The 15,069-nt window shown below is 36.5% G+C and carries 18 protein-coding genes; 14 read left to right on the forward strand and 4 right to left on the reverse strand.

Features of this window, described 5'->3' with window-relative positions; genetic code table 11:
• Positions 1-23: 23 nt before the first annotated feature.
• Together BM012_RS05590 and BM012_RS05595 are read left to right on the forward strand one after the other, a co-directional pair.
• Positions 24-1,199 (forward strand): trans-sulfuration enzyme family protein, encoded by a 1,176-nt coding sequence (locus tag BM012_RS05590; protein WP_061803592.1) that lies wholly within the window; start codon positions 24-26, stop codon positions 1,197-1,199.
• Positions 1,153-2,319, forward strand: a complete 1,167-nt coding sequence (locus BM012_RS05595) for a trans-sulfuration enzyme family protein (protein WP_061803593.1) — start codon at positions 1,153-1,155, stop codon at positions 2,317-2,319. The genes BM012_RS05590 and BM012_RS05595 overlap by 47 nt, the downstream gene beginning before the upstream one ends.
• Positions 2,320-2,352: 33 nt before the next feature.
• Here BM012_RS05595 and BM012_RS05600 read toward each other — a convergent pair whose 3' ends face one another.
• Both BM012_RS05600 and BM012_RS05605 read right to left on the reverse strand, forming a co-directional pair.
• Complete coding sequence (locus tag BM012_RS05600) at positions 2,353-2,613, reverse strand: hypothetical protein (RefSeq protein ID WP_061803594.1); 261 nt, start codon at positions 2,611-2,613, stop codon at positions 2,353-2,355.
• Between the two features lie 81 nt (positions 2,614-2,694).
• On the reverse strand, positions 2,695-4,302 hold the full coding sequence (locus BM012_RS05605; protein ID WP_061803595.1) for an APC family permease: 1,608 nt from the start codon (positions 4,300-4,302) through the stop codon (positions 2,695-2,697).
• Positions 4,303-4,879: 577 nt separating this feature from the next.
• On the opposite strand from BM012_RS05605, the gene BM012_RS05610 reads away from it, so the two are divergent.
• A complete protein-coding gene (locus BM012_RS05610) occupies positions 4,880-5,116 on the forward strand; it encodes a hypothetical protein (protein ID WP_019393062.1) in 237 nt (78 codons plus the stop codon).
• 46 nt (positions 5,117-5,162) lie between these two features.
• Here the strand turns inward: BM012_RS05610 and BM012_RS05615 are convergent, their stop codons facing one another.
• The gene (locus BM012_RS05615) at positions 5,163-5,243 is read right to left on the reverse strand and encodes a YjcZ family sporulation protein (RefSeq protein WP_074842781.1); all 81 of its coding nucleotides are present in this window, start codon (positions 5,241-5,243) and stop codon (positions 5,163-5,165) included.
• Positions 5,244-5,441: 198 nt separating this feature from the next.
• On the opposite strand from BM012_RS05615, the gene BM012_RS05620 reads away from it, so the two are divergent.
• The 11 genes from BM012_RS05620 (at position 5,442) to BM012_RS05670 (ending at position 14,364) form a co-directional block, all read left to right on the forward strand.
• Entirely contained in the window at positions 5,442-6,020 is a 579-nt protein-coding gene (locus tag BM012_RS05620) for a molybdenum cofactor guanylyltransferase (RefSeq protein WP_061803596.1), read from the forward strand.
• A 79-nt stretch (positions 6,021-6,099) separates the two neighbouring features.
• Entirely contained in the window at positions 6,100-6,615 is a 516-nt protein-coding gene (mobB, locus tag BM012_RS05625) for a molybdopterin-guanine dinucleotide biosynthesis protein B (protein WP_061803597.1), read from the forward strand.
• Positions 6,596-7,072 carry a molybdenum cofactor biosynthesis protein MoaE gene (locus tag BM012_RS05630; RefSeq protein ID WP_061803598.1) on the forward strand — a complete coding sequence of 159 codons (477 nt, stop codon included), beginning with the start codon at positions 6,596-6,598 and terminating at the stop codon, positions 7,070-7,072. Before mobB ends, BM012_RS05630 begins: the two co-directional genes overlap by 20 nt.
• On the forward strand, positions 7,065-7,295 hold the full coding sequence (moaD, locus tag BM012_RS05635) for a molybdopterin converting factor subunit 1 (protein ID WP_061803599.1): 231 nt from the start codon (positions 7,065-7,067) through the stop codon (positions 7,293-7,295). The genes BM012_RS05630 and moaD overlap by 8 nt, the downstream gene beginning before the upstream one ends.
• A 5-nt stretch (positions 7,296-7,300) precedes the next feature.
• Positions 7,301-8,521 carry an ABC transporter permease gene (locus BM012_RS05640; RefSeq protein ID WP_061803600.1) on the forward strand — a complete coding sequence of 407 codons (1,221 nt, stop codon included), beginning with the start codon at positions 7,301-7,303 and terminating at the stop codon, positions 8,519-8,521.
• A gap of 1 nt (position 8,522) precedes the next feature.
• Positions 8,523-9,674: an ABC transporter permease gene (locus tag BM012_RS05645; protein ID WP_061803601.1), complete on the forward strand. Its 1,152-nt coding sequence runs from the start codon at positions 8,523-8,525 to the stop codon at positions 9,672-9,674.
• Complete coding sequence (locus BM012_RS05650) at positions 9,647-10,393, forward strand: ABC transporter ATP-binding protein (protein WP_111923431.1); 747 nt, start codon at positions 9,647-9,649, stop codon at positions 10,391-10,393. The genes BM012_RS05645 and BM012_RS05650 overlap by 28 nt, the downstream gene beginning before the upstream one ends.
• 227 nt (positions 10,394-10,620) lie before the next feature.
• Positions 10,621-11,892 carry an ammonium transporter gene (locus BM012_RS05655; protein WP_061803602.1) on the forward strand — a complete coding sequence of 424 codons (1,272 nt, stop codon included), beginning with the start codon at positions 10,621-10,623 and terminating at the stop codon, positions 11,890-11,892.
• 116 nt (positions 11,893-12,008) lie between these two features.
• Entirely contained in the window at positions 12,009-12,986 is a 978-nt protein-coding gene (locus BM012_RS05660; protein WP_061803603.1) for a DUF294 nucleotidyltransferase-like domain-containing protein, read from the forward strand.
• 3 nt (positions 12,987-12,989) lie between these two features.
• Positions 12,990-13,718 carry an exonuclease domain-containing protein gene (locus BM012_RS05665; protein ID WP_061803604.1) on the forward strand — a complete coding sequence of 243 codons (729 nt, stop codon included), beginning with the start codon at positions 12,990-12,992 and terminating at the stop codon, positions 13,716-13,718.
• A 97-nt stretch (positions 13,719-13,815) separates the two neighbouring features.
• Positions 13,816-14,364: a hypothetical protein gene (locus tag BM012_RS05670; protein WP_061803605.1), complete on the forward strand. Its 549-nt coding sequence runs from the start codon at positions 13,816-13,818 to the stop codon at positions 14,362-14,364.
• Positions 14,365-14,378: 14 nt separating this feature from the next.
• Here the strand turns inward: BM012_RS05670 and BM012_RS05675 are convergent, their stop codons facing one another.
• On the reverse strand, positions 14,379-14,840 hold the full coding sequence (locus BM012_RS05675) for a hypothetical protein (protein WP_061803606.1): 462 nt from the start codon (positions 14,838-14,840) through the stop codon (positions 14,379-14,381).
• Between the last annotated feature and the right edge of the window lie 229 nt (positions 14,841-15,069).

Genomic DNA, 15,069 nt, shown 5'->3' on the forward strand with positions numbered 1-15,069 from the left:
TTGAGGAAGAAAGGGAGAATATTATGCGTATTGAAACAGAGTTAGTAAGGTCAGGAATGAAAAGAGATGCTGCAACAGGTTCACTTACAACGCCAATTTATCAAGCATCTACGTTTGAACACCCTCGTTTAGGAGAAAGTACAGGTTACGATTATTCTAGGACAGCCAATCCTACTAGAACATCGCTTGAAGAAGCAATTGCGGTGCTTGAAAAAGGAGAAGTAGGAGTTGCTTTTTCATCAGGTATGGCCGCTATCTCAGCCATTTTCCTTCTTCTTGAAAAAGGAGATCATCTTATTATCTCAAAAGACTTATATGGTGGAACATATCGTATTCTTGAAGATATTGTGAAGAAAAATGACGTAGAGGTTACATATGTTAACACTGAAAATACAGAAGAGATAAAAAGAAATGTAAAAGAAAATACAAGAGCTTTATTTATTGAAACACCAACAAATCCACTTATGCACGTGACAGATTTGCATGAAGCAATTGCTATTGCAAAAGAACATGATCTTCTAACAATTGTTGATAACACATTTATGTCTCCATATCTACAGCAGCCACTTGTACTTGGTGCAGATCTTGTTGTGCATAGTGCAAGTAAGTATATCGGTGGACACAATGATGTTATTGGTGGACTTGTTGTTAGTCGATGTCGTGAGCTTGGTGAAAAAATTCGCTTTTATCAAAATGCTATTGGTGCCATTCTTGGACCGCAAGAATGTTTTCTCCTTCTTCGAGGCTTAAAAACATTGGCACTAAGAATGGATCGTCACGAGGAAAATGCTTTGAAGATTGCTCAGTGGCTTGAAGAACAAGATTTAATTGATAAAGTATTCTATCCAGGATTAGAAAGTCATCCAGGCTATAATGTAATAAAGAAACAAGCAAAAGGCTTTGGTGGAATGCTTTCCTTCTCTGTAAAAGAAGAAGCACTAGTGCCTTTCTTATTAGAACATCTTCAAGTAGTTACGTTTGCTGAGAGCCTAGGAGGCGTTGAAACATTAATTACGTTCCCTGCCCGACAAACACATGCCGATATCCCAGAGGATGTGCGAAATGAAATTGGAGTAACGAATTGCTTGCTTCGCTTATCAGTTGGTATTGAACATGGAGAAGATTTAATTCAAGACTTTAAGGAGAGATTTGATGAGTACAAAAGATCAGAAGTTCAGCACAAAGCTTATACACGCTAAAACTCATGTTGAAGAGCCATTTGGTTCTGTCAATGTGCCTATTTATCAAGTAACTACGTTTAATCAGCAAAAAAATAACCGCTACGATTACTCTCGATCAGGTAACCCTACAAGAGAAGCTCTAGAACATACTGTTGCATCTTTGGAAAATGGAACGTATGGATTTGCTTTTTCATCAGGGATGGCTGCTATTTCTTCCGTTTTATGCTTGTTAAAAAGTGGAGACGAAATTATCGTTTCACACGATGTATATGGGGGAACATTCAGAGCGGTCACACAGCTCTTCACTAATTTTAATATTAAAGCTGTATTTGCTAATACAACAGATATTAAAGAAGTAGAAAAATGTATTACGGAAAAAACAAAAGCGATTTTATTTGAGACTCCATCAAATCCGTTCTTACACGTAACAGATATTAAAGAAATCGTGCGCGTTGCAAAAGAACATGATTTATTTACGATTATGGATAATACGTTTATGACGCCATACTTACAACAACCGCTTGATAAAGGCGTAGATATTGTCGTTCATAGCGCAACGAAATATCTAGGGGGTCACAGTGATGTGGTAGCTGGAGTTGCCATTACAAATAGCGAGGAGTTTGCTGGGAAAATTGGGTTTGTACAAAACGCTTTTGGAGCAATTTTAAGCCCTAATGATAGCTGGCTTCTATTAAGAGGTATTAAAACACTAAAAGTACGTCTAGATCAGCAACAAAAGTCAGCTTTAGAGCTTGCGCAGTGGTTAAGTGATAACTCACAAGTAGCTGAGGTGTATTATCCAGGACTTCCATCTCATCCACAGCACAAATTAGCAAGTGAACAAGCAAGTGGTTACGGGGCTATCATTTCGTTTAAATTAAAAGGCGAAGAAGTAGCAAAAGAGACGCTTAATCATGTTGTTCTCTCTTCAGTTGGGGTAAGTCTTGGAGCAGTAGAGAGTATTTTAACGCATCCGGCCACAATGACTCATGCAAGCATGCCTCTAGAAGATAAAGAAGAAAGAGGAATTACAGGCCATCTTCTTCGAATTTCAGTTGGGCTTGAAGATGTTGAGGATTTAAAAGAAGATCTAAAACAAGCATTTGAGAAAGCTGAAAAGGCTTTTTCATATAAATAAAAAATAAACGTCAAGGAATGAATTTCTTGACGTTTATTCTATCTCATCATAAATTTGTTCATACAAAGCTTTTAATGCTTGCTTCGTCTTATTTTCTAAAGAGGACTGTTCAATTCGAGTAAGGGCGGTTGTAAGCTGAACTTCTTTTGATTTACGAATACGAGGGTGCGACCATGCTGAATTTAAATCTTCTTTTATAAGTTCTTTAAGTTTTTCTTCAGCTTCTTTATAGGAAGAAAGATGGCGGTTGTTCCAAAGTGATAAATAAGCTTTTAATAAGCATTCATAGTTCATTTTAATAAGCTCCTTTGTGAAAAATAAAAGCTGCCAGAAGGCAGCTTTTATTTTAACTTTATTCAGTTTGCGAAACAAGGTTTATTTAGCAGGTTCTGCTTTAACTTCCGCTTCCGCTTTCTCTTCAGGTATAGGCTCATCATTATCAATAATTGCTTTTGGTAATCCACTATATTTAGCCCAGTAGTAAATAGCTAGTGCTACTACAGTGACAAGAATTAAGTCTACAGGATTTTTTAATGTTTCTGTTCCTCCACCAAATGAACCAAGGTAAGAAATAACAAGCATGATAATGTAATAAGCAATTAACCACCAAGCGGATTTTAATTGTTGTGCTAAGCTTACTTCTTTTGTTGGTACATATTTAGAGAAGATAAGGTATAGAACAAACATAACAAGCTGAGAACCTAATAACCAAGAGTTTGTTTTCCATCCTGACCAATATACGATAAAGCTTGCAAAGATAAATGAAAGGGGTGCAATAATACTCATACCTTTAAGCTTAAACGGTTTTTTTAGATCTTTTGCATTTACTCTAAACGCAGCAGACGAAATTGGAGCTACTACATATGAAAGAATAAGGGCAACCGAACAAACGTTAACAAGCGCGTCCCATGATGGGAACGGTAATGTCCAGAATACAGATAGTCCGAATGAAAGCCATAGAGAAGAACGAGGAATTCCTGTTCCTTTGTCTACTTTTGAGAACGTTTTGAAAAGTGTTCCAGTACGTGACCATGCATAAACGAGACGAGATGCTGTATTCATAAAGATGTTTCCACTTGCTCCTGGAGAAACAACAGCGTCTAACACAACAATTACAGCTAACCAACCTAAACCTAATGCAATGGCAATATCTTTAAACGGAAGTGAAAATTTATCAGCAATTTGCGCCCAATCGTTACCGATCATATCTGTTGGAATACTTCCGAGGAAAAGAACTTGCATTGTTGTATAAATCAGAGCTGAAAGAATAATACAAACAACTAACGCAATCGGAATGTTACGCTGTGGGTTTTTAACCTCACTTGCGATTGAAACAATTGGATGTAATCCAAGATAAGCAAACATTACGCCGCCTGTTGCAATGGCTGTTTGAACTCCTTGTCCACCAAATGGTGCAAACCCAGCTACTGAGAAGTTAGCTGATTTAAAATGGAAAGCAAGAATAACGATAATTGTTACAGGAACTAAATATTTGAAAACTGAAATAATAGCGTTTGCTTTTGTAAATGCTTTAACACTCCAGTAGTTGAGTAAGAAAAATAGAGCGAGTAAAGCAAACTGCAGCAGCCATCCAATAACAGTTGGTGACTCTGAATTAGCTTTTGTTAACCCTGGGAACCAGAAAGCTAAATATTGACGAACTGCCGTTACTTCAATCGAAACTAAGCTTGTGTAGGCGATAATCGTTACAAAAGAAATGAGATACCCAACTAACGGACCGTGTGAATATACTGGGTAACGAAGAATTCCACCTGTACGAGGTAATGCTGCCCCGAGCTCAGCATAAACCAGACCAATTAAAAGAATAATGGCCCCCCCGATTAACCAAGCAAAACTTCCTACTGGACCTGCTTTTGAAGCAACACTACTTACAGCAAAAAGCCAAGCTGAACCGAAGATTGCTCCCAATCCAATAAGAATAAGATCAAATAATGATATGGACTTTTTAAAATTTCCAGACATCAACTTCCTCCTTAAAACATTAAAAAACTTACGACTAATGTGGTTTATAAGAACATAAAATCTTTTTACTTATTTTCTCGCAATGATGAGCTCATTACGCATGAAATAAAATGGAAAGTTTTCAGTTCCTCCTCTCTCGAGATATTGAGAAGAGTACGGTAGTTCAATATCTCCACAACTCTGTAATTTTTTTCACATTTTTCTTCTTACGTCATATTGACACAAAAACAAAAATATGAATAAATCGCTTATGGTTTCTAAACCTAACAAAATATTACCCATTATTCAAGGTTCTAAACCTATTATTGTGAAAACTGAACTCTTGTTGCACCGCTTGCTGTATATAATGTAAGCGCTATCTTTAATTAATTAAAATAAAACTATTCTGACATTTATCTTTTTTGATGTTTTGTTTTGCTGTAAAGAGAAATGTATATAGGTTTTTATCTATAAAACGAAAGAAATATTCTAGGACAACCGATAGGTTCATATGTATAAAAATAAGCAGAATATAAAGGAGGAGACTATTATTTCACAACGCGAGGAGAACCAACGAGATGGGCAAAAAAGAGGGTTTGTGAAAAATACGTCAAATGAAGTAAATGAGCTTTTTCATAAAACAGTTGACACAGCAAACAATATTGTTAAAGGCGTATCTGGAAAAGGCGGATTAGTTGGAAAGGTAACAGATACATCCTCAAACATTTTGAAAGGAACATCAAGCAAGGCGAACGAGATGATTGGGAAATCTGCAGATACAACGGGGAAAATGGTTAAGAAGACTAAAAATAAATTTTTTGGTCCTAAAAAATAAAAAAAGAGCCTATGAGCTTACAAGCGCTCATAGGCTCTTTTCCTTCTTAGTAAGTGTAAGAAGTACCGATGATGATAAGCAAGATGAACAAAACGACAACTAATGCAAAGCCAGAATTAAAGCCCATTTTATTGCCCTCCTTTATTTCTAAAGTAAATCTAACTTCCCTCTTTCTTTCTGTACTTTTAGCTTATGCAGAAGAACATAAAACGTATAGGTTAATGAATTAGACAAGTTGCCCGTTTTTACGAAGTAACCTTAGGTGAGTGCATTGAGGTACTGAAAAAACTGTGACATAATCAACTAAAAAAGGAAGGGGAATTCTATGGACATAGCAGGGGTGTTACTAGTAGGAGGAGAGTCTAGACGTTTTGGAAGACAAAAAGCTTTTGCTCATTGGAAAGACAAAGAGTTTTATCAATGGTCATTTGAAGCCCTTAATGAAGAAACGCAAAATACAGTAATTATTAGTCATCCATCTATTGAAGAAAATTTAAAAATGATGTATGACCAAGTGTATCTAGATGATTTGAAATATCGTGGAAAAGGACCTCTTGCAGGCTTGTATACGGGTATGAAAAAGATAAAAGCAAACTGGTATGCTATTCTCCCTTGTGATACACCAAATATAACAAGGGATGTGCTTGCTGAATTAAAAGAGCTCAGAGACGAACGTTTTGATGCAATTGTTCCTGTGATAGAAGGAAAAAAGCAGCCGCTAATCGCTCTTTATCATAAAAGAACGCTCCCTTTTATTATAGAGAATCTTGAGGAAGGGAACTTGAGAATGAGCAGTCTTCTAGACTCGATTTCTGTTCTTTTTGCTAACAATCTTAAAAGTCCTTCTTCTGCTTTTCTTAATATTAATGATCAAGATACTTACCAAAAGTGTCGTTCTTTTTAAAGGGAATGGAATACAACGTTATTCAGATCATTTTCATGGTAAACTAGAAGAAGGATTATACATAAGAGGAAGTGATTTTATGGCCCGTATTTTGCAGGTTGTAGGCTATAAAAATAGTGGCAAAACAACATTAGTAGAAAAAATCGTCTCTTATTTAAAAAAGAAGCACGTGCGTGTTGCCACTATTAAACATCATGGTCACGGAGGAGAACCCTATAATGTAGAAGGAAAGGATAGTGTAAGACATCGCCTTGCTGGTGCTGATGTCTCGGGAGTAGAAGGAGGCGGTCTTTTTTCACTTTCCATCAAAAAAGAAAAATGGACGCTTGATGAGCTTATCGAACTTTATCGTCTTTTTTCTATTGAAATGATTATTGTAGAAGGGTATAAAGAAGAGGCATATCCTAAAATCTGTTTAGTGAAAAATGAAGAAGATGTACATATGCTCAAGCATCTATCGAACGTGTTACTTGTTTTAACATGGGGGCCAATCCCTAAAGGACCTTATCCCGTATATTCTATTCATAACAATGAGTTTACGGAATGGTTAGGTAATTATTTTAAGGAAGTGATGAATGATGAATCAACTATTTGAAATTGTGCGCGAACCGATCGAGCCAAACAAAGTAATGGAGAAAGTGATGAGACGTGAAGCAGGAGCCGTTACAACTTTTATTGGTACAGTAAGGGAATTTACAAAAGGGAAGCGTACGCTGAAGCTAGAATATGATGCATATGACAAAATGGCTGTTAAAATGCTTGAGAAAATTGGCAAAGAAATAGAAGAAAAGTGGGGAGATGTAAAAGTAGCGATTACGCACAGAATCGGGATGCTAGATATTTTAGATATTGCCGTTGTTATCGCTGTTTCAACTCCTCATCGACGTGATGCATACGAGGCGAACGAGTATGCAATTGAACGAATTAAGCAAATTGTCCCAATCTGGAAAAAAGAATTTTGGGAAGATGGGGAACAGTGGATTGGAGATCAGCTTGAAACAATTCCATATCCAGATGGAAAGCCTCAAAAGGAAGGAGAAAAGAATGATTAAAATTTTACTTTTTGCACGCTTGCAAGAACAAGTAGGAAAGTCAGAGCTTCATGTGCAATATAGTGGTCAAACTGTTGGAGAACTTAAAGGAATGCTTCAACAGAAATATGATTTCCTATTGGATAATGTAATGGTAGCTGTTAACGAAGAGTACGCTTTTGATGAGGAAAAGCTATCTGAAAACGACGTTGTTGCTTTCATACCACCAGTTAGCGGCGGGTGAACAAGATGAAGCGGACAGGCACGTTTTTTTCACTCTCTTTTAAAATACTTTTAAAAAACTGGCGCATGACAATTTTGCTTTTGCTAATGCCGCTAGCCCTTGTGGCAACTCTCGGCGTTACGTTTAGTGCGCTATTTCACAAGGAAGAGCAAGTTAAGTCATTTTCAGTTAGCATCGTTGATGAAGACAATACGTTTGAAACGCAATTTATTCTTCAGCAGTTTACAGAAAATGAAGAATTACATAAATTAATTACGCCAATTGAAACAGATATAAATGAAGCAAATAGCCTCTTAAAGAGAAATACAATAGCGGCCATTATTATTGTGCCCGAAGGATTTAGTGAAGGATTAAAAAATGGAGAAAATATTCCCGTTGAAGTAATAGGAAACAGCAGAAGACCTCTTCAATCTGAGCTTGTTGCCTATCTTATGAAGAGCGCGGCTGACTTTGTTTCAGCATCACAAAGTGGAATAAATACTGTATATAAATTTTCAGAAGATGCTGGTTTTTCGGAAAGTGAGCTTGAAAAAGAATTCAGATCCTCTCTGCTTTCGTTTTCTTTTCACGTTTTAGAAAGGAACGAAGCTTTTTCTCATGATATTGTAAAGGGATTGTTCAGTCAAAATGTCATTCAGTACTATGCGGTCTCCTTTTATGTGTTGCTTATTATGTTTTGGAGTTATGGAGGGCTATTTTTGCTGCGAACAAAGCAAACAAAAGCATTAAATTATCGTTTTGTTTCACGGCATATCTCACTCTTCTCTATCAGTATCGGAAAAGGTTTTGCTTTGCTTCTTCTAATTAGTCTATGTTCGCTTCTGATTGGAGTGCCTATCTTTGAAAGTCTTGGATTAAAAGCCGTGGAAAATAGCTGGATTTTTGGAGGTTTAACCATACTTTCAGCCTTTTTCTTTATAAGTTTATTTATCCTGATCGAAGCATTAACAAAACGTATTCAATTTTATCAACTATGTGGACTCTTTTTTATGATTTTCAGTGCTCTTTTAGGTGGACATCTTATCCCACCTGTCTATTTTCCAGAAGGGCTTTTGTGGCTTGAAGCGTATTATCCGAACTCTATTATTTTAAAATCGTTTCTTGCCTTATTTAGTGGAGAAGATTATAACCATTTTCTAAGATCCTCTCTATCTCTTCTTTTCCTTTCATGTGCTTTTCTAGCTCTAACGTTGATGAAATTCAAGTTAGGAAGAGGGGAGAAGTAATATGAGATTAATAGGATTAAATATTAAACAAATGCTAAAAAAATGGACAACGTGGCTGCTTTTTCTTTTCCCTGTTCTACTTACAGTAGGAGCTGGAGGGCTGATTGAAAAGCAGGGAAGCGAGATTGGAATTCCGGTCGTTTTTGTTGATAAAGATAACAGTACCTCGTCAAAATTTGTTGTGAATCGGCTGAAAAAGCAAGATCTTTTAGAGGTTTCAACAGCAACGCAAAAGGAAGCTTTTCGTCGTTTAGGACAGAATAAAGTAGATAGCGTTTTTATCATTGAAGAGGGTTTTGAAGAAAAAATAAAACATGAAGAAAGAGAGGGTGTTATTAAGCTAGTTTCTACACCTTCATCTCTTACTTATCACATCGTTCGTGAACTTGTCGCAAGCGAAGTGACTCGTCTGACAAGCAATGCAAAAGCTGCTAACCGGGTTATTGCCATTTATGACAAGAGAAAAATGGATATAGATAAGGAAGAAGTTTGGAAAGATGCATATCGCTATTCAGACGGCCAGTGGGAACCAGAACCACTTATGACAATCGAGTATAAACAAGAGGGAGAGAAGTTCGGCAATAGAGAAACTAAAGGGAGTTTTAATTCTTATTTAGGACTATGGAGCTTCTCAGTATTGCTTCTTTGTTTTGTTATGAATGAATGGATTTTAAAAGAGCGGCTTTTGTTTTCGAGAATGAGAACAACATATAAAGGACTCGCGGCCTATCTTTACGGAAAATTAGGATCACAGCTTCTTTTCTTGTTTGGAAGCGCCGCCTTATCTTTTGGTGTGCTGTCATACTTTCACCATACTCCAATGAATATAAAAGTACTAGTAAGTATGATCATATTTAGTTTGTTTTCTAGTATGTTAAGTATGTTTATGGCAAGCTTTATACGTTCTAGTGGAAATTATTATTTGCTATCTTTTTTAGTTGTAATGATGATAAGCGCTTTTGGTGGAAGTTTCTTTCCGCTCAGTGATTTCTCACCCTCTTTAGCACATATATCAGCTTGGATGCCTCAATCGCTTTTTGTAAAAGCATCTTTTGCTCATGAGTATTATTACAGTTTTAGTGCTTTTATAATCGGAATAAGCGTGATTTTATGGGGAGGAACAGTATGGAAAATACAGAAACAGAAAAGATAATTGTTATAAAAGACGTATATAAAAAATATAAAGGAAGAATGGCATTAAAAGGGGTTTCACTGTCCATCCGCAAAGGGGAAATCTTTGGACTTCTTGGTCCAAACGGAGCAGGAAAGTCTACGTTGTTATCATTGCTAGCAACAATCGTCCCTCCGTCTAAAGGAGTGATCACTGTTCAAGGACTCGATCTTCGAAAACATAAGAAAAAAGTACGTGAACAGATTGGCTATGTTCCTCAAGACTTAGCTCTTTGGGAAGAGTTTACAGTAAAAGACAACTTAAAGTTTTGGAGTAAACTATCAAAACGCAAAAAATCTAAAGAAGAGCTTTATAAACTATGTGAGAAAGTAGGTCTTGGTGACAGGTGGAATGATAGAGTTGAAAATCTATCAGGTGGAATGAAGCGAAAGCTTAATATTTGTATTGCCCTCATTCATGAACCATCTATTTTAATTATGGACGAGCCAACGGTTGGAATAGATATTCAATCTAAGTTTGAAATTAATCGTTACGTGAAAGAGCTAGCTACTGAAGGAACAACAATTATTTATACAACACATGATATGAGTGAGATTACAACCATTTGTCACCGGATGGGAGTTTTAAAGGAAGGACAAATGGATTTTATCGGAACAATTGAGGAAGCTAAGCAAAAAGCAGAAAATGAAGGTTGGAACATAAAGAACCAGGAAGAATTAATTTATCACGTATTAAAGTAAGCAAGGATTGAATGTTTAATCCTTGCTTTTTTGTATGTAAACAATGTATACATTTTCAAATGAATTGAAACTATGTAAGAAGTTCTGACATTATAAATCTGAAAATTTAAAAAATGGTGTTGACTTTTCTTTCTAATGCTATAAAATAAAATTAAATCATTAAATGTAAGGAAAAGTAACACCTAATGTAAATAAAGAGATTTATGATGAAAAAAGGGGGCAATCATATGGATATGGAATTTTTGATGAACAGCGTTTGGGTTATGCTTGGAGCAATTTTAGTTATTTTTATGATAGGTGGATTCATTCTTCTTGAAGCAGGATCAACGCGAATGAAAAACGCTGGCCATATTGCTGGAAAAACAATTTTTACATTCGGCATTTCTTCCCTTGTCTTTTGGGCAGTTGGATTTGCTTTTATCTTTGGAGATAATGCAAACTTTCTTGTTGGTTTATCTCATTTTTTCTATTCTGGTTATGAAATTGAAGGGCAAGGACTTTCAACGGCTGTATTTTTTGTCTTTCAATTAGCTTTTGCCGGCATCTCGTTAACTATCGCGCTAGGTGGGTTTGCGGAGCGAGCAAAAATGTCAGTTTATTTTATCTTCTCTATTTTATTTGCGGCACTTATCTATCCGGTTGTTGCACATTGGATTTGGGGCGGAGGTTGGTTAGCTGAGCACGGTAAGCAAGACTTTGCTGGCTCAACGGTTGTGCATTTAACAGGGGCTATGGCTGCGCTAGCAGCAACGATTCTTTTAAAACCTCGTATTGGCAAATATAATAAAGACGGTTCAGCGAACAACATTTATGGTCATAACCAAGTGTTTACGGCTCTAGGCGTGCTCATTTTATGGGTAGGTTGGTTCGGTTTTAATGCTGGAAGTACAGTTTCTGTAGCAGATGGCTTTTTCGGATTTGTTGCTCTTAATACAAACCTTGCTGCTGCAGCTGGAGCTGTTGCTGCATTTCTTATCTCATGGCTTGTGCTTGGAAAATCAGATGTTCCAACCATTTTAAACGGAGCATTGGCAGGACTTGTTGCAATTACGGCTTCTTGTGCATTTGTTGATACGTGGGCAGCTGTTGTGATTGGTTTCATTGGTGGACTTATTGTATTTTATAGTGCACGCTTCTTTGAAAGAAGACGTATTGATGATCCGATTTTTGCTTTATCTGTTCACGGTGTAGCAGGGGTGTGGGGAACATTATCAACGGGATTTTTCGCAACGCCTGAACTTGCTACAGTTGGAAAACCAGGTTTGTTCTACGGCGGTGGATTTGACCAACTTGGCGTTCAATTCACAGGTGTAGCGGTTTCTGCTCTTTATGCTTTTGTTGTTTCTTTCATTATTTTAGCTATTGTTAAAAAAGTAATGGGAGGACTTCGCGTAACAGAAGAGGAAGAAATTCTGGGATTAGATATGAGCGAGCATGGGAGCTATGGATATCCTGAAGCCTTTACAACTCAAAAAGAAAGCAATAAGCTTAGTTCATAAAGAAAGAGAAAACTTTGCAATAAATGAAATAAAATCCTCCATAAAAGAAATTGGAGGATTTTATTTCATTTCAATAGAAAGTGTTCCCTTTTAGTATAAGAAAAGGAAGTGGCACAGTGCAAAATGAAGCTCAGTACACAGAACTAAAAGAATGGCGGTCTCAACACATTCAAGCTTATTTGACAGATAACAAGAAGTTGAATCAATTTCACGATGAGCTGATGAGAAAGGTATTTAACAAAGCTTTTCAAACGATAAAAAATCAAAGTGGTGAACCACCATGTTCTTTTGCATGGTTTGTAGTCGGAAGTGCTGGAAGGCGTGAACAAGGTGTTGCGAGTGATCAAGATCATGGACTTGTATATGAGACGAAAAGCAAAGAGTATGAAACATATTTTAAATCTCTTGGAGAAGAACTTTCATTTGGGTTAAACGAAGTTGGATATCCTTATTGCGAAGGGAATGTAATGAGCTCAAATAAAGTATGGAGAAAGTCGTTAGAGGAGTGGGAGGAACAGCTTCTAGAATGGATGGATTCGCAAAGTTGGGAGAGTATGCGCTATTTGCAAATTTTCTATGATGCTCGCTCCCTTGTTGGAGAAGAGAAGTACATCACAACATTAAAAAACAAAGTGCATGATTTTAAAAAGGAACATCACACATTATTGAGGCGTTTTTTAGATAATATGATGCATGTGAAAAAGGCAGTTGGTCCATTTGGGCAAATATTTGTTGAGGACAACGGTGCACACAAAGACTCTATTCATATTAAAAACGCTGCTTTTATGCCATATGTAAACAGCGTTCGTCTTTTATCAATTAAGGAGGGAATTCATGCAACGTCAACTCTAGGAAGGCTCTCTGAACTTTGCTTGCTTCCTGGCTATAAAGAGCTGAAACCGTACTATGAGAATTTTGAACGACTGTTAAGCTATAGAGTCTCGCTTTTTAAAGCATCTACGACGTATGATGAAGTACATTACTTAAATATTAAAAAGTTGAGTAAAGATGAAAAAAAAGAAGTAAAGCACATTTTGAAGAATGGGAGAAAACTGCATGAATATGTACAAAAGATTATCAAAAAAGGATGTTAGATAATGGGGTTTGAGCCGTTTATTCATTTTATGAGGGAGATGCATGGTAAGCTAAACGCAAGTATTTTTGGCGGAGCTCAAGGGATGAGTTCTCAGCAAATAGCTTATTTGCGTCAGCTTCAACGAGAACTTGATGTAGAAAGATCGTTGAATGTGCCTCTTTGCGAACTTGACGTTGTTGTGTTGGATTTAGAGACAACCGGTTTTTTTCCTGACAAAGGGGATGAGATTCTTTCTATTGGAGCTGTGAAAGTAGAAAAGGGAGAAATGATAGAAGCGAAATCATTTTATTCGCTTGTTCAATATGAAGGAACCTTAAAAAAAGAGGTCAAAGAGATAACGGGAATTAATGAAGAAATGGTCAAAAATGCTCCTTCTTTATCACATGTGCTCATTGACTTCTTTTCTTTTGCAGGAGATATGCCAATTGTTGCTCATCATGCAAATCATGAAAAGAATTTTTTGCAACATGCAAGCTGGAAGCTATTTCGTGCACCGTTAAAACACCGAATTATCGATACTTCTTTTTTGTATCGAATTGCTGATGAAAAAGATGATAATAAGCCGCTTGAAGAGTGGTGCCTTGATAATAATATTGCTGTAGAAAATCGCCATCATGCACTTGGAGACGCAAAGCTTACGGCAAAGCTGTGGTGCACATATGTTGAAAAAGTTCAGAAATCTGGGTGTGAAACGCTAAGAGATATATACGAGCGGATCGCAGCTAAATAGAGAGCATTTCGTGATGAAATGCTTTTTTGGTTTACTCTTAGTAAGAAGGGGGAAGAGGTATAGTAAGTTAAGCGATAAAAAGAGGAGGAGAAAAAGGATGAACAAACAAATGTATAAAGAATATACGGATCAAGAAGCAAATAGTAAGCTTTTAAAAGGAATCATTATCGGGGGAATTGTTGGCGGAGCTCTTACTCTTTTTGATTCCACAACGCGAAGCAAAGTGAAAAAAGCAGCGTCAGGAATGACTGCTTCTTCAAAAGAAATGTTAGTGAATGTAAAAGAAAATCCTCAAGAAACAAAAAATCAAATGATTGACCGTTTTAAGACGGCTTCAACAACTCTAAAAGATGCTATTAGTGATGCACAAGACTTATATGCTAAATTTAATGAAGACGTATTTAGCAAAGTAGAAGAAGTGAAAGACATTTCTTCAGATGCAGTTTCAACAGTCAAAGATTCTAAAGAAGATATTAAAGAGGTAGGTTCAAAAGTAGCAAAAGCAGGTTCACAAGCTGCTGAAGCATATCCTCAAGCGTCCGAGAACAAAACAATGAGCGGAAATGTGGACAACCCTCCAGAAAAACAAGCTTCTCCAGAGCTTAAACCTGTTGAAACGGGAACTAGCAGACCAACTCAAATGTAACAAAAAGAGCAGAATTAGTTCTGCTCTTTTTTTACGTTTAGCAAAAAAGACAGCAGTATTTTGAGTAACAGACCTATTAAAATTCCTGGAATAACAAAGAGCATAGGGAGAAACACAGGTCCTAAATTATGGTGGGCAATTTCAATTTTTGAATAATACATAAGGCCAACTGTTACAGAGTAAGCGCAGAAGGCAAAGGGAAGGAACGTTAACGGATGTTTCCCACCGCCGTTATCTTTAAAGGCATCCCACATTGCAAAAAAATAGATACAAGGATAAAACATGAGCCATCCTATCTCAGCTGTTTCAGAAGCTTTCTCAATTTTTCCTAGAAAGCTATAGTAAATTGCTTCATTAAAATTTGCTCTTACATTAATGACTAGTTCTAAAATGATAAATGTAATTCCTTTTATATATTTTCCGTTTAAAAATTGACCAAACCCTGGGAAAGCAATACTCCAAAAAATTCTCTCCATTTTCAAGCTCTTTCTGATAATCTGTTTTGTTTAGAAAAAGAGAGCGGTTTATAGGAGCTGAGATTCTCGGGATTAACCTGCTTAAACGGGAAAAAAGGAAAAATAGTACCTTCATACCAAAAAAGATTTCTTCTATTTAATAAAGAAAAGAGAAGGATAAAAACGGGGTAGAGAAACTTCATAAATACCCTCCTTTTATATAATAAGCTTCTTTTTATCTTTTTCAATT

The sequence above is a fragment of the Priestia endophytica DSM 13796 genome (genome assembly GCF_900115845.1).
GTDB lineage: Bacteria > Bacillota > Bacilli > Bacillales > Bacillaceae_H > Bacillus_I > Bacillus_I endophytica.